The organism is Marinobacter sp. BSs20148, assembly GCF_000283275.1.
Classification (GTDB): Bacteria; Pseudomonadota; Gammaproteobacteria; order Pseudomonadales; family Oleiphilaceae; genus Marinobacter; species Marinobacter psychrophilus.
In genome coordinates this window covers 1,219,661-1,237,961 of the sequence record NC_018268.1, presented here as the reverse complement: position 1 = coordinate 1,237,961, position 18,301 = coordinate 1,219,661, and the positions used below count along the sequence as shown (strand labels likewise).

At 54.2% G+C, this 18,301-nt stretch carries 17 protein-coding genes; 6 read left to right on the top strand and 11 right to left on the bottom strand.

The window, feature by feature from the left end:
- Nucleotides 1-11: 11 nt before the first annotated feature.
- The 10 genes from MRBBS_RS05550 to rpsB all read right to left on the bottom strand — a co-directional run bounded on the left by MRBBS_RS05550 (nt 12) and on the right by rpsB (nt 10,510).
- Entirely contained in the window at nt 12-509 is a 498-nt protein-coding gene (locus MRBBS_RS05550) for an OmpH family outer membrane protein (protein ID WP_014870458.1), read from the bottom strand.
- 49 nt (nt 510-558) lie between these two features.
- Complete coding sequence (gene bamA / locus MRBBS_RS05545) at nt 559-2,880, bottom strand: outer membrane protein assembly factor BamA (RefSeq protein WP_014870457.1); 2,322 nt, start codon at nt 2,878-2,880, stop codon at nt 559-561.
- 42 nt (nt 2,881-2,922) lie between these two features.
- Nucleotides 2,923-4,272: an RIP metalloprotease RseP gene (gene rseP / locus MRBBS_RS05540; protein WP_014870456.1), complete on the bottom strand. Its 1,350-nt coding sequence runs from the start codon at nt 4,270-4,272 to the stop codon at nt 2,923-2,925.
- Between the two features lie 39 nt (nt 4,273-4,311).
- Nucleotides 4,312-5,502 carry a 1-deoxy-D-xylulose-5-phosphate reductoisomerase gene (gene ispC / locus MRBBS_RS05535; protein ID WP_041635099.1) on the bottom strand — a complete coding sequence of 397 codons (1,191 nt, stop codon included), beginning with the start codon at nt 5,500-5,502 and terminating at the stop codon, nt 4,312-4,314.
- A complete protein-coding gene (locus MRBBS_RS05530) occupies nt 5,502-6,344 on the bottom strand; it encodes a phosphatidate cytidylyltransferase (protein ID WP_014870454.1) in 843 nt (280 codons plus the stop codon). Before MRBBS_RS05530 ends, ispC begins: the two co-directional genes overlap by 1 nt.
- A gap of 21 nt (nt 6,345-6,365) precedes the next feature.
- Complete coding sequence (gene uppS / locus MRBBS_RS05525) at nt 6,366-7,136, bottom strand: polyprenyl diphosphate synthase (protein ID WP_041635098.1); 771 nt, start codon at nt 7,134-7,136, stop codon at nt 6,366-6,368.
- 66 nt (nt 7,137-7,202) lie between these two features.
- A complete protein-coding gene (gene frr, locus MRBBS_RS05520) occupies nt 7,203-7,760 on the bottom strand; it encodes a ribosome recycling factor (RefSeq protein ID WP_014870452.1) in 558 nt (185 codons plus the stop codon).
- A gap of 90 nt (nt 7,761-7,850) precedes the next feature.
- Nucleotides 7,851-8,579, bottom strand: coding sequence for a UMP kinase (gene pyrH, locus MRBBS_RS05515; RefSeq protein WP_014870451.1), 729 nt, complete (start codon nt 8,577-8,579; stop codon nt 7,851-7,853).
- A 190-nt stretch (nt 8,580-8,769) separates the two neighbouring features.
- Nucleotides 8,770-9,639, bottom strand: a complete 870-nt coding sequence (gene tsf, locus MRBBS_RS05510) for a translation elongation factor Ts (protein ID WP_014870450.1) — start codon at nt 9,637-9,639, stop codon at nt 8,770-8,772.
- A 127-nt stretch (nt 9,640-9,766) separates the two neighbouring features.
- Nucleotides 9,767-10,510, bottom strand: a complete 744-nt coding sequence (gene rpsB, locus MRBBS_RS05505; protein WP_041635097.1) for a 30S ribosomal protein S2 — start codon at nt 10,508-10,510, stop codon at nt 9,767-9,769.
- Between the two features lie 269 nt (nt 10,511-10,779).
- On the opposite strand from rpsB, the gene map reads away from it, so the two are divergent.
- The 6 genes from map to dapE are packed head-to-tail and all read left to right on the top strand — an operon-like array spanning nt 10,780 to nt 17,975.
- Entirely contained in the window at nt 10,780-11,550 is a 771-nt protein-coding gene (map, locus tag MRBBS_RS05500) for a type I methionyl aminopeptidase (RefSeq protein ID WP_014870448.1), read from the top strand.
- A complete protein-coding gene (locus MRBBS_RS05495) occupies nt 11,551-14,196 on the top strand; it encodes a [protein-PII] uridylyltransferase (RefSeq protein ID WP_014870447.1) in 2,646 nt (881 codons plus the stop codon). It abuts the gene before it with no gap.
- Nucleotides 14,193-15,398: a succinyldiaminopimelate transaminase gene (gene dapC / locus MRBBS_RS05490; protein ID WP_014870446.1), complete on the top strand. Its 1,206-nt coding sequence runs from the start codon at nt 14,193-14,195 to the stop codon at nt 15,396-15,398. The genes MRBBS_RS05495 and dapC overlap by 4 nt, the downstream gene beginning before the upstream one ends.
- Nucleotides 15,398-15,742: an ArsC family reductase gene (locus MRBBS_RS05485; protein WP_041635491.1), complete on the top strand. Its 345-nt coding sequence runs from the start codon at nt 15,398-15,400 to the stop codon at nt 15,740-15,742. Before dapC ends, MRBBS_RS05485 begins: the two co-directional genes overlap by 1 nt.
- A 44-nt stretch (nt 15,743-15,786) precedes the next feature.
- Nucleotides 15,787-16,815: a 2,3,4,5-tetrahydropyridine-2,6-dicarboxylate N-succinyltransferase gene (dapD, locus tag MRBBS_RS05480; protein ID WP_014870444.1), complete on the top strand. Its 1,029-nt coding sequence runs from the start codon at nt 15,787-15,789 to the stop codon at nt 16,813-16,815.
- A gap of 11 nt (nt 16,816-16,826) precedes the next feature.
- A complete protein-coding gene (dapE, locus tag MRBBS_RS05475) occupies nt 16,827-17,975 on the top strand; it encodes a succinyl-diaminopimelate desuccinylase (protein ID WP_014870443.1) in 1,149 nt (382 codons plus the stop codon).
- Nucleotides 17,976-18,031: 56 nt separating this feature from the next.
- Here the strand turns inward: dapE and MRBBS_RS05470 are convergent, their stop codons facing one another.
- Nucleotides 18,032-18,250, bottom strand: a complete 219-nt coding sequence (locus tag MRBBS_RS05470) for a SlyX family protein (protein ID WP_007349882.1) — start codon at nt 18,248-18,250, stop codon at nt 18,032-18,034.
- Nucleotides 18,251-18,301: the final 51 nt, after the last annotated feature.

Below are 18,301 nucleotides of genomic sequence, written 5' to 3'. Positions count from 1 at the left end.
AGCAACCCGACTTAACGGTTCAATTTCTCCAGAAGCTGCTCTGTCAGATTCAAATCAGGCTTCACGTAAACCACGGCTTCGCTCGGTAAAATCAAATCCAGGTCGTTTTCGTCCAGCAGTTCTTTTACCGCCACATCCACCTGCGGGCGGGCCGCTTCAAGGAACGCTTGCTTGCGCTGTGACACGGTGGTGTCCAGGCGTTGCTTCATGGCATTGAACTGTTGCACAGTCTGCTGGAACTCGCCAGCCAGTTTCTCCCGCTCACTGTCGTTCATCATGGCACCGTCTTTTTGCAGACGGTCCTGCATCGCCCGCGCTTTTTCCTGCGCTTCACGGACTTCTACTTCGTCACCGGCGAAATCCTGCTGCAATTTTTCGCTGAAGGTTTTTGCGCTGTTCGACGCAAACAAGGCCTGGCGCAGGTCCACCACACCAATACGGGTTTCGGCGATGGCAGGAAACGACAGCGCCATTACGGCAGCAGCCACAATCAAGGTTATGCGGGACATCGATTTTCTCCTTGTTTCATTTTTATGATAAATCTCGTTTGAAAACACGCTAGAACGTCTGACCCAACGAGAACTGGAATACTTGGGTATCGTCACCGGGTTCGTCGTTCAACGGTTTAGCCAGGCTGAACGCCAGAGGACCGACCGCGGTAATCCATTGGAAGCCGATACCTGCGGAGAAACGTACTTCCCCGAGGTTCGGGCTAAAATCACGATCTGTGTCGAATACCTGGCCACCATCAAGAAATATCGAGGTGCGCATTGAGCGAGTATCGCCGGCAAAAGGCGTTGGCAGTATCAGCTCCACACCCGCTTCTGTGAGCAGGTTACCACCGAAAGGATCGGGATCGGAAAGGTCCAGCGGGTTGCTATTTTGCGCGCGGCGACCCAGAGAATTGGCTCGAAAGCCACGAACCGATCCAAAACCGCCGGAATAGTAATGCTCATAGAACGGCATCACGGTACGCTCACCATAACCATCACCGTAGCCAATTTCGGTGCGGGTACGCAGAACCCAGCGCTGGGAGTCGGTCAACGGGAAGTAGAAGTCGGTTTTGTGCCCAACCTTATAGAAGGTCAGATCACTACCCGGCACCGCAACGTCTAGCGATAGCGATTGGCTATAGCCGTCCGAAGGAAGAATGCCGCGGTTCAAGGTGCTCTGTCGCCAACTGCCGAACAAGAAAAAGTTATTGAAGGCATCACCCTCTTCGGCAATAAAATCTCTCACTTCCTGAGCGCTGAAGATACCCTCTTTCACTTTTGACAGGGTGTAACCGGCGCCGAAATTCAAACGCGTGATGCTATCAATGGGATAGCCGAAAGTAACGCGCGCTCCGTACTCATCCAACAGGTAGGATGAGATATCTTCTTCTTCGTAGTTCGTTTCACGGGCAAACACACTGAAACCGCGACTAACACCGTCAACGGTATAATACGGATCGAGGTAAGACACATTGGCACTCTTGACAGAGTCGCTAAGATTTACCCCAAACGACACCCGCTTACCGGTTCCGAAAAAGTTATTTTCAGAAACGCTGGCGCCAAGGATAATGCCGGAATCCTGAGAGAAACCAACAGAGGCAGACAGGCTACCGGTGGGCTGCTCTTCAACGCTGTAGTTTACGTCTACCAAATCATCTGTGCCCGGCACCGGCACGGTGTCCACATTCACGCCTTTGAAAAAGCCCAGGCGCTCAAGTTGAACCTTGGAGTATTCGATACGGTCAGTGGACGCAATGCCACCTTCCATCTGGGTCATTTCCTGGCGCAACACATTGTCGCGAGTGGACACGTTGCCCGAGAAGTTCACCCGGCGCACGTAAGCGCGTTTGCCCGGCTCGACAAAGAAGGTCACCGCTGCGGTACCGTCTTCGGACGTTTCAGGTACCGCGTTCACATCAGCAAACGCGTAGCCTTCCCGACCCAGACGGAATGACAAACTGTCGGAAATAGCAGTCATCTGGGCACGCGAAAACACATCACCCACTTTTACCGGGATCAGATCACGCAATTCTTGCTCCGGTACAATAAGATTGCCGCGTAAGCGAATGTCAGACAGCGTGTACTGGCGACCTTCGTTCAGTGCGATAACGATGAACACTTTTTGCTTGTCTGGCGATATGGACACTTGGCTGGATTCTACGCTGAAATCCAGAAAACCACGGTCTAGGTAAAACGACCGAAGGGTTTCCAAGTCGCCACTCAAACGCTCTCGGGCGTACTTATCAGAGTTAGTAATAGAGTTCCACCAGCCGGTGCTTTGCAGCTCAAGCAGGTCTTTTAGCTCGTCATCGCTATATTCCAGGTTACCAACCAAGTTAATATGATGAATCGCGGCAACACTGCCCTCGTTGATATCAAGACTGATATCAACGCGGTTGCTGGGTAACTCATTGGCCATGGCTTTAACGCGGGCATTATACCGACCTTGGCCAATGTACGAACGCAGAATCTCCAGCTCTAGCCGTTCAAGTGTTGCACGGCGGAAAACCTGGCCTTCTTCGAGGCCTGCCCCCGAAAGCGCGTCTTTAAGAATATCCGTTTCGATATTCTTGTTGCCGTCAATTTTGATGGCGCTGATCGACGGACGCTCGCGCACGGTCAAAATCAGCGCACCGGAATCACGGCTGGCCTGGATGTCCGTAAACAAGCCTGTACGGAACAGCGACTTTATGGCCTCTGCCAGCTCGGCGCCGTCAACCTGTTCGCCAATATTGATCGGGAAGGAACCAAAAACCGTGCCCGCAGATACGCGCTGAAGGCCTTCAACTTCAATGTCCGATATTGTGAATGTGTCCGCAAGCGCGGGTTTCATGCCGAGTGTGGCCACTGTCAGGCCAACGGCTAAACCTAGAAGAGTAAGTCTCATTCAAATATTTCGCCTGGTTAATGCGCTAAGGGGCCGCAATTCTCACAACCGCATAAGGTCGTTGTAAAGAGCAAACACCATTAAAGTCAGTATCAAAGCCATACCAATTCGTAATCCAATGGCCTGCACCTGCTCAGACACCGGTTTACGGCGGATCGCCTCGATCGTGTAGTACAAAATATGACCACCATCAAGCACCGGCACAGGCAGCAGATTCAGCACGCCAAGGCTGACACTCAAATAGGCCAAAAACCGCACAAAATCTTCAAATCCGGAACTCACGCTGGCTTCGGCAACAAGGGCAATGGTAATTGGCCCGCTCAGGTTGCTTGGCGACAACAATCCGGTCAGCATTTTCTTGATAGCGACCAGCGTCAAGCGAGTGTCTGCCCAGGTTTCTTCAACCGCAATCGGAAACGCCGCCAGCGGACCATAGCTAATTTCGCGAAGACTGCTTTCCGGCCATTCCGGTACCTGAACACCGGCCCCGATCAAGCCAATGGTTTCACCATCGTCTGCGGTTTTGGCCGCGGGAACAATGTTCAGTATGCGTTCGGCGCCTTCGCGCTCAAAACGCAGCACCAGGCTCTGCTCTGGCGATTTGCGAATATGCTCAACCAGGCCAAACCAGTCTTCGACTGGATCGCCATCTACCGCGATTATGCGATCACCCGACTGAAGGCCGGCAGCGCTGGCACGGCCGCCTGCAGAGATCACCCCCAGCAACGGCGGTATAGCCGGGCGGTTGGGCACGATACCAAATTCGCCAAGTGGGTCTGGAGTGTCGGTGCTTAGACTCCACCCACCCAATTCGCCTTGTAATAAGCCTTGGCCCTGGCCGCCGGTTATCGCGAAGCTCACTGTACCATGTTCGCCGGCACGCTCCAGCAGGCGCATGTTAACGCTGCGCCAAGAGCTAACACCGTGACCGTCAACTTCCGTCAACTCCATACCTGGTGCAAGGCCTACCCGCTCAGCCACCGAGCCCGGTGTTACCGAACCAACAATAGGCGCAACCGTGGTCACACCGACCACCGCCAGCAGCCAGTAAGCGGCGATGGCAAATATAAAGTTGGCTGCGGGGCCAGCAGCCGCTATGGCAATCCGCTGATACGGCGACTTCGAGGTAAAAGCCTGATCGACCAGCTCCGGCGACACCGGACCTTCGCGGGCGTCCAGCATTTTTACGTAGCCACCCAACGGAATCGCAGCCACGGCAAACTCAGTGCCATGGCGGTCATACCAAGACCACAAAGGTTTCCCAAAGCCCACCGAAAAACGCAGAACCTTTACGCCAAAACGGCGGGCTACCCAGAAATGCCCGTATTCATGGATGGTCACCAGAATACCCAGCGTTAGCACCAGCGAAAGAATGGTCTCAATGATTTGCATAGCGCCCCTTGGAATGATGGCTATCGTAAAAATCCGACTCTACTTTTCGCACGCCAGCTTTGTCACACAGGCGTAGGCGAACTGCCGCGCTTCAGAATCTTTACTGAAAATTATGTCAAAGCTGTCGGCCGGAACGGCAGCAACGGCGGATAAGGTTTGGCCTATGATAACGGGGATGTCAGTAAAGCGAACCCTGCCCTGTAAAAAAGCTTCCACCGCGACCTCGTTGGCGGCATTGAGCACTGCCGGTGCGGTACCTCCTGTTTTAAAGGCTTCTGCGGCCAGGCGCAAACACGGAAAACGCTCGGTATCAGGGCGCTCAAAGTGAAGTCGGCCAATAGCAAACAGGTCTAGCGGTGCTACGCCAGCATCGATACGCTCTGGCCAGGCCAAGCCGTTAGCAATCGGCGTACGCATGTCCGGACTGCCCAACTGCGCCAGCACCGAGCCGTCGGCGTATTCAACCATAGAGTGGATAATACTCTCCGGATGAACGTGCACTTCAATTTTTTCCGGCGAGATATTGAACAGCCAACAGGCTTCGATCAGCTCCAGCCCTTTATTCATAAGGGTGGCAGAATCAACAGATATTTTTCGACCCATGGACCAGTTGGGGTGGGCGCATGCCTGATCAGGCGTTACCAATGCCATGTCCGCCGCTTGCATTTTACGGAAAGGCCCGCCTGAGGCGGTCAGCAAAATACGGGTAATGCCCGCGGCATCGGGCTGGCGAATACGGCCGGCCGGTATGCACTGAAATATGGCGTTGTGCTCGGAATCAATGGGCAGCAATTCCGCGCCCGATTCCTCCACAGCGTCCATGAACAAGCGCCCAGACATCACTAGCGCTTCTTTATTGGCCAGTAAAACTCGCTTACCAGCGCGCACCGCGGCAAGAGTTGACGGCAAACCAGCCGCACCCACAATGGCCGCCATCACCGTGTCAACTTCCGGGCTAGTCGCCGCCTCACTCAGACCGGCTTCACCAGTCAGCACTCTTATATGCGGTAAATCAGACAAGGCCTCGCGTAATTTTTCAGCCGCCGGCCCATCAGCCATTACCGCAATGGCTGGTTCAAACTCACGGCACAAAGTAGCCATTACTTCAACGCTTGAGCAAGCTGTCAGAGCGTACACTGAAAAACGCTGTGGGTGACGACGCACTACATCCAACGTACTTAAACCGATAGAGCCGGTAGCCCCCAGTACTGATAGATGACGGCGTTGCATCAAGAGACGTGCCCAACATTAAGCCAACCAAATTGAATAACAAGCAGGGTAAATATGGGTATAGCCGCAGTCAGACTGTCTATGCGATCCATAATACCGCCGTGTCCGGGAAGCAACCGACTGCTGTCTTTAATGCCGCGAAAGCGCTTAAGCATGCTCTCGAACAAGTCACCCAGCACCGACACAGCGGCGGTCACAACGGAAACAATAATCAGAGCAACCGATTGCCCAGCCCCGGCGCCAAGTGTTTGACTAACCACCAGTGCAAAAACCGCAACCGCTGCCAAACCGCCCCAGACTCCGGCCCAGGATTTACCCGGACTGACCCGAGGCGCTAGCTTGGCATTGCCAAATTTTCGGCCAGAAAAATACGCTCCAATGTCTGCCACCCACACCAGCGTAAACACATACAGAATCAACAATAGGTTGTTATCGGTCAACGCAAATTTGAACTCGCCGTTGCGCAAATAATTCAGGCCAACCCAGGCCGGCACCAACACTAACAGGCCCATGGCCGCCCGTGCAGGAACAGAGCCCCAACGCGCAGAATTTTTGGGATAAGAAGCCACAAAACCAAAACCGACCAACCACCAAAGCAACGCTAACCAGAGCACACCCTGTGCAGTCATTGTGTATAGAGCCGCCAATAACAGCAATACAGCGGCGCTGTAGCCAACGCGTGCAGGCTGCTCTATCAGCCCCGACATATTGGCCCACTCCCAGGCACCCAGGGCAATCAGCGCGGCGGTAAAAATCGCAAAACCCACAGGTGGCAGAAAGAAAACGCCACCAATAGCAATGGGCGCCAGAATCAGCGCAGTTATTATTCGGGTTTTAAGCACAGTGAACCTGCTCTTGTTGTGTTATCCGAGCGACGATCGGGCCGCAACCTGGTCATCCGTCTGGCCAAAACGTCTTTGCCTTGCGGCGTAAACGGCCAGCGCTTCCTGCATCTGCGGTTGCTTGAAGTCCGGCCAAAAAACCGGCGAGAAATAGAACTCGGTATACGCCAGGTGCCACAACATAAAATTGCTTATGCGCTGTTCGCCGGCGGTACGAATCATCAAGTCTGGCGTAGGCAAATCACCCAGGCTCAAGTGGCTTTGAATCAGGTCTTCGGTTATATCCGATGGCTGCAACTGACCGCTTGCGACTTTTCTGGCAATTTTACGGGTGGCTTCCGTGATGTCCCATTGGCCACCGTAATTGGCGGCGATGACTAGAGTCATCGCTGTATTGTCAGCGGTGAGTGTTTCGGCTTTCGCCATCAAATTCTGTAACAGCGGGCTGAATGCCGAGCGTTCACCAATAAAACGCAAGCAAATATTGTTGCGATGCAGTTTGCGCACTTCGCGCTCCAACGCAAACACAAACAGTTTCATCAATGCAGAGACTTCGTCTTGCGGGCGGCGCCAGTTTTCACTGGAAAACGCAAACAGAGTAACGACCTCAACACCCTCGCGGGCACAGGTTTCCACCACGGCGCGGACTGCGTCAACGCCCGCCTTGTGACCGGCCACACCCTTAAGACGTCGGGCCTTGGCCCAACGATTGTTACCGTCCATGATAACGGCAACATGTTTGGGCCGGTTTGGTCCCGATTCCGGAATTGCTGCGGAAACAGTTGCGGTCATAAGATCCCCTGTACGGCCACCGCGCCTTATGGCAACCGTGAGTGTTGTATCCTCAAGATGCCGGCATCAAACCGCCATCAAATCCTCTTCTTTGGCTTTCAAGAACTTTTCCACTTCCGCAATAAAGCGGTCAGTCAGTTTTTGCACTTCTTCCTCGCCGCGGCGCTCGTCGTCTTCGCTGATGTCTTTGTCTTTCAGCAGCTCTTTTAACGTGCTGTTAGCATCGCGACGGGCGTTGCGCACTGAAACCCGGCCGTGTTCTGCGTCAGCACGGGCCTGCTTGACCATATTTTTACGGGTTTCCTCGGTCAGCATCGGCATAGGCAACCGAATAAGATCACCGCTGGTTGACGGGTTAAGACCCAAATCAGAGGTCATGATGGCCTTTTCAATCTGCGGAACCATGTTCTTTTCCCAAGGTGACACCGTCAATGTACGGTTGTCTTCCACATTTACCGAGGCTACCTGCCTCAACGGCGTTTCCTGGCCGTAATAGTTCACCATCACGCTGTCCAGAATGGAAGGATGCGCGCGGCCGGTTCGGATTTTGTTAAACGCTGACGCCAGAGCTTCAATGCTCTTGGTCATTTTGGTTTCAGCTTCCGTTTTGATCTCGTTAATCACTTGCCAACCCTCGATTTGTTCGTAAAACCGGACCCTGCCGGGTTATTCAATCAACTATCCGATCGGTCAGTCAATCGACTATTCAATCGGTTATTCAATAAGAGTACCTACTTTTTCGCCTGTCACGATGCGGGTCAGAACGCCGGGGCTATTCATATCGAATACCCGCAGCGGCATGCCGTGGTCGCGCGCCAGACAGATGGCCGTTAAGTCCATCACGCCCAATTTTTTATCCAATACTTCATCATAAGTCAGAGAATCGTATTTTACCGCCGTGCTGTCCAGGTAGGGGTCGGCTGAATACACGCCGTCTACCTTGGTGCCCTTCAGTACCGCGTCGGCTTCGATTTCGATACCGCGCAAGCAGGCCGCAGAATCGGTAGTAAAGAAGGGGTTGCCGGTACCTGCACAGAAAATAACCACGTCTCCATCTTTCAGATCGCGCACAGCGCGGCGGCGATCGTAATGCTCCACAATACCACTCATGGGGATGGCAGACATAACACGGGTGCGGATGTTGGAACGCTCCAGGGCGTCACGCATGGCCAGGCCGTTCATTACGGTGGCCAGCATGCCCATATGGTCGCCGCTAACGCGGTCCATACCAGCAGCGCTCAAGGCTTCGCCACGGAACAGATTGCCGCCACCAATCACCAGGCCAACCTGCACACCAATACCAATCAGCGCACCAATTTCCAGCGCCATGCGGTCCAGAACCTTGGGATCAATACCGAAACCAAGATCACCCATCAGGGCCTCACCGCTGAGTTTTAACAGGATACGCTTGTATCTGGGCTGAGTTTTGAACGTTGTCGACATGCGGATCCCCTTCTGGTCTATTGGCTGCGGCGCAAAGCGGCGGCGCGATGCAGCAGGCTTGTATTTGACATAACCCTCGGCAAAAAAAGGGACATCTCAGATACAAGCCCGCCACGAGAGCCGGAAAACCGGCTAACGTGGCAGACTTGAACGAAGCTACCGATCAATCAGGCAGCTTCCGAAGCTGAAATCAGTCTTTGTTGATACCGGATGCGGCAGCAACCTCGGCAGCAAAGTCGACTTCTTCCCGCTCAATGCCTTCGCCTACTTCTACTCGAAGGAAACCAATCAGCTCGCCACCGGTCGCTGTCACCAGCTGACCCACGGTTTGCTCCGGGTTTTTAACGAATGGCTGCTCAATCAGGCTGTTTTCAGCCAAGTATTTCTTGATGCGACCGCCCATCATTTTTTCAACGATTTCAGCCGGCTTGCCTGCCATATCCGGCTGCGCCTTGATGATCGCCTTTTCTTCCTCCAGCTCTTCAACCGGCATGTCTTCAGGCTTGGCGATGCGCGGGTTTACCGCAGCAACGTGCATGGCGATATCGCGGGCCAGCTCTGCGTCACCTGCGGTCAAAGCAACCACGGCCGCAATCTTGTTGGTGCTGTGAACGTAGCCGCCCACAACCGCGCCTTCAATGCGCACAATGCGACGTACACTGATGTTTTCGCCGATTTTCTGGACCAGCGCTTCGCGCTTGGATTCCAGATCGCCCGCCATCAACACAGCAACGTCGGTTTCGTTCTTTTTGAACGCAACTTCTAGCACTTCGTTGGCAAAATTGATGAAATTATCATCACGGGCAACAAAGTCGGTTTCGGAGTTCACTTCCAAAATCAGGCCCACGGTGTGGTCGTCTGAAATCTTGATCAGCGAAACACCTTCAGCGGCGGTACGGCCGGCTTTTTTAGCAGCCTTCAGGCCAGATGATTTGCGCAGCTCTTCAATCGCGGCGTCTACACTGCCTTCCGATTCAACCAGAGCTTTTTTGCATTCCATCATGCCAAGGCCGGTGCGCTCACGCAGCTCTTTGACCATTGCAGCGGTAATAGCAGCCATGTTGGGTCCTCTTAAAATTTCCGAATTCGGTAGGAAAACCTGCCCGAAACCTGTCCGGGCACGCTTTGAATCTCAGAGCAAATCAAGCGTTGCTCTCGAGCTCTATTCTGCAGTAGGCGCTCAAGCCTTATTCTGCAGCAGGTGCTGCGCTTGGAGCTTCTTCGTTAATTTCAACAAACTCGTCTGCGCCAACGTTGACCGACTCCAGACAGGTGTCGGCAACCGCTTTCACGTAAATCTGAATAGCACGGATGGCGTCATCGTTACCCGGAATTACGTAATCAACACCGTCAGGGTTGCTGTTGGTGTCAACCACACCAATAACAGGAATACCCAACTTGTTGGCTTCCTTGATAGCGATACGCTCGTGGTCAACGTCTATCACGAACAGGGCATCGGGCAGGCCGCCCATATCCTTGATACCACCAATGGAACGCTCAAGCTTGTCCATTTCGCGGCTGCGCTCAAGCGCTTCTTTCTTGGTCAGCTTGTCAAAAGTACCGTCTTTGCTCTGCGCTTGCAGTTCGCGGTAGCGGTGAATCGACTGACGAATGGTTTTGTAGTTGGTCAGCATGCCGCCCAACCAGCGGTGGTTCACAAAAGGTTGACCTGAACGCTCTGCTTCCTCTTTAATGATCTTCGCAGCGGCGCGCTTGGTACCTACGAACAGAATCTTGTTCTTGTTCTCGGTCAGCTGCGCAACGAATTTAAGAGCATCGTTCATAGCCGGAACGGTCTGTTCCAGGTTGATGATGTGAATCTTGTTACGGGCGCCGAAGATGTACTTCGACATTTTTGGATTCCAGTAGCGAGTCTGGTGTCCAAAGTGAGCACCTGCTTTAAGCAGGTCACGCATATGTACTTGAGCCATTATAGTTACCTTGTGACTTCGGGTTAGACCTCCACGAATCCGATTGCACCAACCTATGTGCGGTTTTCAACAACCGCAGGCACCCTGGAGCAACGTGTCGACTCGTGTGTGAATTTGCTGGATTCGTTTCCAGCGGGCGCGTTTATACCATATTTATGGCGCGCAATGCCATTAGTTTTGTGCTGAAGCTGCTTGTTCTCTGAAGTTGTACCTTGTGCCTATGAGCCTTAAAATAGCAGCTTGATTCATTTCTTTTAATAGGAAAGCTGATGCAGGTCACCATTAAGACCCCGGAAGACATAGCAAAAATGCGCGTAGCCGGAAAGCTGGCCGCGGAAGTTCTGGAGATGATCCACGAGCACGTCAAACCCGGCGTGACCACCGAACATCTAAACCAGCTGTGCCACGACTACATTGTGAACGTGCAGCAAGCTATTCCGGCGCCGCTGAACTACAAGGGCTTCCCGAAATCCATCTGCACATCGGTGAACCACGTGGTTTGCCACGGCATTCCCACCGAGCAAAAAGTGCTGAAAGACGGCGACATCATCAATATTGATGTCACCGTTATAAAAGATGGCTACCACGGCGACACCAGTAAAATGTGGGCGGTTGGCACACCCAAGCCCGGCACCGAGCGCTTGATCCAGATTACCCAGGAGTGCATGTATAAAGGTATCGAACTGGTCAAGCCCGGAGCCCGCCTTGGCGATATCGGCCACGTGATCCAACAGCACGCTGAAAAGCACCGGTTCTCTGTGGTTCGTGACTATTGTGGCCACGGCATTGGCCAGGTGTTTCATGAAGAGCCCCAGGTAATGCATTACGGCAAAGCCGGCACAGGCCTGGAACTAAAGGAAGGAATGATTTTCACCATCGAACCGATGATCAATCAAGGCAAGTACCACACCAAACTGCTGCCAGACGAATGGACCGCGGTCACCAAAGACCGCAAACTTTCAGCCCAGTGGGAACACACCATTCTGGTGACTGCAGACGGTCATGAAGTGTTGACCAAACGCAAAGAAGAGTCGTTTTAAATGGCAGCGGGCGAGCTGGAACACCACATTAGCCATGACGCTTCACCGGTTTCCGCCGCCCGCACGCTGTTGCAGGAGCGACAGCAGGCAGACGCGGCCGCTTTTGAACAGGGCGCGGATATTCGAGCACTGGTAAAAGCACGCTCTGACACGGTCGATACCGTATTGCTCCATATCTGGAATCGCTATCCGCTAGCGCGTTCCAACAACGTGGCGTTAATTGCCGTGGGCGGTTACGGCCGCGGCGAGCTGCACCCCTACTCCGACATTGACTTGCTGATTCTGACCCGCACGGGCACCGCCCCCGAATGGCGTGATGACCTTGGCGCGTTCATTACCCTGTTGTGGGACTTGAAGCTGGACATTGGCCACAGCGTACGCAGCATTGACGAAAGTACCGATGCCGCTCGCGGCGACATCACCATTCTGACCAACCTGCTGGAAACCCGCACCATCGCCGGGCCAGACGATTTACGAAGGGAACTGTCAGAGTTGGCTTTCTCAGATGAAATAAGCACCGACCGCGAGTATTTCATTGCCAAGCGTGCAGAGCAGGAAGAGCGCCACACCAAGTACAGCAACACCGAATACAATCTGGAACCTAATATAAAAGGCGCCCCCGGCGCGTTGCGCGACATCCAGACCATCGGCTGGATAACCAAACGCCACTTCGGCTTGCACAGCACGGCTGACCTAACCCAGTTCAGCGTGCTGACCGAAGACGAGCACCAGGTTCTGCGCAAGGGTGAGACCCTGCTTTGGCGGCTTCGATACGGGCTGCAACTGCTGGCCAAACGCAATGAAAACCGCCTGCTATTTGACTATCAGCGCGGCCTGGCCAATATGCTGGGTTTCCAGGATAAAGGCGAGCGCCTGGGCGTTGAACTGATGATGCAATCTTACTACCGCGCAGTGTTGGCTCTGGCCGAGCTGACCGACGTGATTCTGCAGCATTATGATGAGGCCATTTTGGGCAGTGGGCAGGAAGATGTCATCCAGCCCATTAACAAGCGTTTCCAGATTCGCAATCACTATATTGAAGCCATCAACAACCAAGTATTCGCCTACGCGCCCTTCGCGATTATGGAGTTGTTTGTGCTGATGGCGCAGAACCCGGCTATTCGCGGCATACGCGCTACCACTATTCGTTCACTGCGGGCCCACCGCCACCTGATTGACGACGCCTTTCGCGCGAATTTGGCGGTCACATCGTTGTTTATGGAACTGCTGCGTACGCCAGACAAGCTCGATCAAACTCTGGTTACCATGAAGAAATACAGCGTGCTGGGCCGATATTTGCCGGAATTTGGCCGCATTATCGGGCAGATGCAACACGACCTGTTCCATATTTACACGGTGGACGCGCATACAATGGGCGTTATCCGTAACATGGTGCGCCTACACAACTCCACCAACAGTGAAGACTACCCGCTAGCCTCAAGGCTGATTCATCGTCTGCCAAAACTGGAAACTCTGTTTATTGCCGGGCTCTATCACGATGTAGCCAAAGGTCGCGGTGGCGATCATTCAGAGCTGGGCGCTATTGACGCCGAAGCCTTCTGCAAGCGCCACCATCTAAGCGATCGCGACACCCAACTGGCCTCTTGGCTGGTGGAAAATCATCTGCTGATGTCGATGACAGCCCAACGCAAAGACATTTCTGACCCGGACATCATTCACGAGTTTGCCCGCGCTGTGCTCAGCCAGGCGCACCTGGATTACCTGTACATTCTGACCGTGTGCGACATTAGCGCCACCAACCCCAAACTTTGGAACACGTGGCGCGCCTCGCTGCTAAGGCAGCTTTATGTAGAAACAGAAAGGGCTCTGCGCCGCGGCACTGATACCCGCATAGATCGTCAGGAGTGGGTCAACGCTACACAATCCGAGGCCCGTGAGATTCTGCGCGCCCAGCATTTCAGCGACGCCCAGATTGATAATCTATGGAACACGGTAGACGAAGATTATTTTCTTCAGGACTCCACCATCGACATCGCCTGGCAAACCGCGGCCATTATCCGCCATGGCGATGATGCAGACCCACTGGTGCTTATTCGTGATACCCGCGGTGGTCCGACTGACGGTTATTCACAGATCATCATTTATATGAAAAACCGCACCGCTTCGTTTGCCGCCACGACTGCGGTGTTGGAGCAATTAAATCTGAACATTGTGGATGCCCGTATTAGCTCCAGTGACGGGCCTTGGTCCATCAGCTCCTACGTGGTGCTGGACGACCACGGCCAACCCCTGGGGATAGACCCGGATCGCAAAGAACGGGTAAGAAGTCGGCTGATTGAAGAACTGGACGACCCCGAGGACTACCCGGACATTATCCACCGACGCACGCCAAGGCAGTTGAAGCACTTTGCTTTTCCCACTGAGGTACTGCTGTCTAATGACAGCTTTAATCTGCGCACTGTGTTGGAAGTAATCACCCCCGACCGCCCCGGCCTGCTGGCCCGGATAGGGCAGGTTCTGTTGGAGCACAAGGTACGCCTGACCACCGCAAAAATTGCTACGCTAGGCGAACGAGTGGAAGACGTATTCTTTGTGACCGACGAGAACGGTAACGCGCTGTGCGACCCCGCTGCCTGCCAGGCCTTGCAGGACGACTTGTGTAAAACTTTGGATAACATTCGATGAGCCCCGATTTAGACCGACTTCACCCCTACCCGTTTGAAAAACTGGCAAAGTTGAAAGCAGGCGTGACCGGGCCCGCGCACTTGGATTCCATCTCCCTGGGTATTGGTGAGCCCAAGCACCCTGCACCGGAGTTTATAAAGCAGGTAGTAGCAGACAATCTAGCCCGACTTGGTAACTACCCCACCACAAAAGGCACCGACGAGCTGCGCGAAGCCATCAGCCAATGGGCCACAAAACGCTTTGCGTTGGCACCAGGCTCGCTAACCGCAGCCCACCATATAGTGCCAGTGAACGGCACCCGCGAAGGCATTTTCTCACTGGTGCAGGCGGTAGTCGACCGTAGCAAGCCAGCCACAGTGGTCAGCCCAAATCCGTTTTATCAGGTCTATGAAGGCGCAGCTTTCCTGGCCGGTGCCACACCGGTTTACTTGGCCTGCGACGGCAGCAATAGCTTCATTCCGGATTTTGATGCCATTGACCCGCAGGTCTGGCAGCAGTGCCAGGTTCTGTTTTTATGCTCGCCGGGCAACCCCAGCGGGTCAGTCATTCCACGCGCCACCCTGGTCCGGGTGCTTGAATTGGCTGATAAGCACGACTTTATTGTGGCCTCCGATGAGTGCTACACCGAACTTTACCCGGATGAAGCCAACCCTCCTGAAGGCTTGCTGCAAACGTGCGCAGCCATTGGCCGCAACGATTTTTCCCGCTGCGTGGTGTTTCATAGCCTGTCTAAACGAAGCAATCTGCCAGGCCTTCGCTCTGGTTTTGTTGCCGGTGATGCGCGCATTCTTGAAGGCTTCTTGAAATACCGCACCTACCACGGCTGCGCCATGCCCATCCACAACCAATTGGCCAGCATTGCCGCCTGGGGCGACGAAGAGCACGTAAAAGAAAACCGCCGCGCTTATCGCGCCAAGTTTGAAGCCGTAGTACCTATTTTACGCCAGGTGATGGACGTCGATTTTCCAGACGCCGGGTTCTATTTATGGCCGCAAACTCCGGCGGGAATGAATGACGAAGTGTTTGCCCTTGAGCTTTCGGCGCAACAAAATGTACACGTGCTTCCAGGACGTTACCTGTCGCGCACTGTGGATGGCTACAACCCGGGTGAAAACCGCATACGCATGGCGTTAGTGGCGCCTTTGCAGGAGTGCGTCGAAGCTGCGGAACGAATTGTGGCTTTTGTAAGAGCAAATTCGTGATAAAACTGTACGGCATTCGCAACTGTGACACGGTAAAAAAGGCCCGAAAATGGCTAGACGAGCGCCGCATTGAATACCAGTTTCATGATTTCAAAAAAGACGGATTGAGCAGCGAGCTGCTTGCCACCTGGGAGCATTCGGCCGGCTGGGAGGCCCTGCTAAACCGCCGCGGCACTACCTGGCGCAAATTACCAGAGGGCATTCGTGAGGGCATCGATGCGGTTTCCGCCCATCACGTCATCTTGGAAAACCCTTCTATCATCAAACGGCCCGTGGTGGAGTTTCAAGGTGCGGTGACGGTCGGCTTTAATGCCGACGACTGGGCAGCGCGCTTTAATCACTGACATTACAAAACATAATTCACTGACAAAACAGGAACACACACCCGATGAGCTTTGCATTCGGTATTGGTATTGGCACACAGAACAATCAAGGCGAATGGCTGGAAGTTTTTTATCAACAGCCCTTGATAACCCCCGATGAAACGCTGCTAGACGCAGTGCGCAGCGCTCTAGACTTTCAGGGTGGCAATCAGGCCATCAGCGCCAACACCAGGCAACTTAGCCAGCTGGCAAGCAGCCTGCGTCAAATTGGCCAGACCGAACAGGCCTCGTTAGCCGAAAAAGCCGCCAGCAGCGAACGCCCGGTCGTCGTCACCTTACTGGAAACCGACGATACCGCCAGCAGCACGCCCGAGGTTTACCTTAAGCTGCAGCTGATATCTCACCGCCTGACAAAGCCCCACAGCCTGAAACTAGACGGCATATTTGGCCTGCTGCCAAATCTGGCGTGGACCAACGAAGGCGCCATTGATCTGGCCGAACTTCCTGGACGCCAGCTGCAAGCGCGCCTTGAAGGCCGCACTCTGGAAGTAAAATCGGTAGATAAGTTCCCGCAGATGACTGACTACGTAGTGCCCCAGGGCGTGCGTATTGCCGACACCGCACGAGTTCGCCTGGGCGCCTATGTGGGCGAGGGCACCACCGTCATGCATGAAGGCTTTATCAACTTCAACGCCGGTACCGAAGGCACCAGCATGATCGAAGGCCGTATTTCAGCCGGTGTAATGGTAGGCAAAGGCTCTGACCTAGGCGGCGGCTGTTCCACCATGGGCACATTGTCTGGCGGCGGCAACATCATTATTTCAGTGGGCGAAAACTGCCTGATTGGCGCCAACGCCGGTATTGGTATTCCCCTGGGCGACCGCTGCACCGTAGAAGCCGGCTTGTACCTGACCTCCGGCACCAAAGTGGCGCTGCTAGACGACGCAGGCAAATTGGTGGAAGTCATCAAAGCCCGCGATCTAGCCAACAAGTCAGAGCTGCTGTTCCGTCGCAACAGTGAAAACGGTGCAGTGGAATGTAAAACCAACAAGTCGGCCATTGAGCTGAACCACGAGCTGCACGCCAACAACTGATCGGGGCCTTTATGACTGCTATACCCAATGAGGCCCTGTCACCGACCCTAAAGCTGGCAATGGATCTGATTCGCCGGCCGTCGGTGACACCCGACGACGCCGGCTGTCAGCCGCTGATGATGTCGCGCCTTGCACCCCTGGGCTTTGCCGAGGAAAACCTGCGCTTTGGCACCACCGACAATCTATGGGCTCGAAAAGGTTCGGAAGAACCTGTCCTGGCTTTCGCCGGGCACACCGACGTCGTGCCTACGGGCCCGGAGAAAAACTGGGCAATACCACCGTTTGAAGCGGTTATAAAAGACGGCATGCTGCACGGCCGTGGTGCCGCTGACATGAAAGGCAGCCTGGCGGCCTTTGTTACCGCCTGCGAACGCTTTGTAGGCAAGCACCCGAACCACCGCGGCTCCATTGCCTTGCTGATTACCAGCGACGAAGAAGGTCCCGCTGGTGATGGCACGGTAAAAGTAATTGAAACCCTGGAAGCCCGCAACGAAAAGATCGACTGGTGCCTGATCGGCGAGCCGTCCAGCACGGTTAATGTGGGCGATACGATCAAAAATGGCCGCCGCGGCTCATTGCACGGCTACTTGACGGTTCACGGCGTGCAAGGCCACGTGGCTTACCCGCACCTGGCCGAAAACCCAATACATAAAGTGGCTCCGGCGCTGCACGATCTGGCGCAGGAATTCTGGGACAACGGCAACGATTACTTTCCGCCCACCACGTTCCAGATTACCAAGGTAGAGGCAGGCACCGGCAGCAATATGATTCCCGGCGAATGCCTGGTGCACTTCAACTTCCGCTATTGTACGGAAAGCACCGCCGAAAGCCTGGAGGAGCGGGTTGTGGCAGTATTGGGTAGACACTCGCTGAATTACGATTTGCAGTGGCATTTGAGTGGCCGACCGTTTTTGACCGACAAAGGCGCGCTGGTGTCGGCGTCAACAGCGGCCATTGCCAGAGTCTGCGGCCGTGAAACCGAGCTGTCTACGTCTGGCGGCACGTCCGACGGCCGCTTTATCGCGCCTACGGGTGCTCAGGTGGTGGAACTGGGCCCCATAAACGCGACCATTCATAAAGTAAATGAATGCGTCAGCGCAGACGACCTGAACACCTTGTCGCAAATTTACGAAGAAATTCTAGTGGAGTTATTGGCCTGAAAAGTACCTTGCCTGGCGCATTCAGTGGCCATGTAAAGCGTTAACGCTCTGCCGCTTCAGTAATGGGGCGGCGGGGTTTCTTCTTCTTCACTGCGAAGGTTAGATCCAGACACTTCTTTCAACTGCCTGTGCAGTAACTGTTTGGCTTCCCACAGCTGACGCAGCTCTAGCTCTTGAGTCGCCATCTGCTCGCTCAGCGTGTTTATTACGTCATCCTGAAACGCAATCCGCATTTCCAGCTCGTCAAGCCGATGTTCCAGTCGTTTATCCGTCATGGTTTTAGTGAGTTCCTGCCGTTATCTGTTAAGATGCCGCCTTCATGCAGC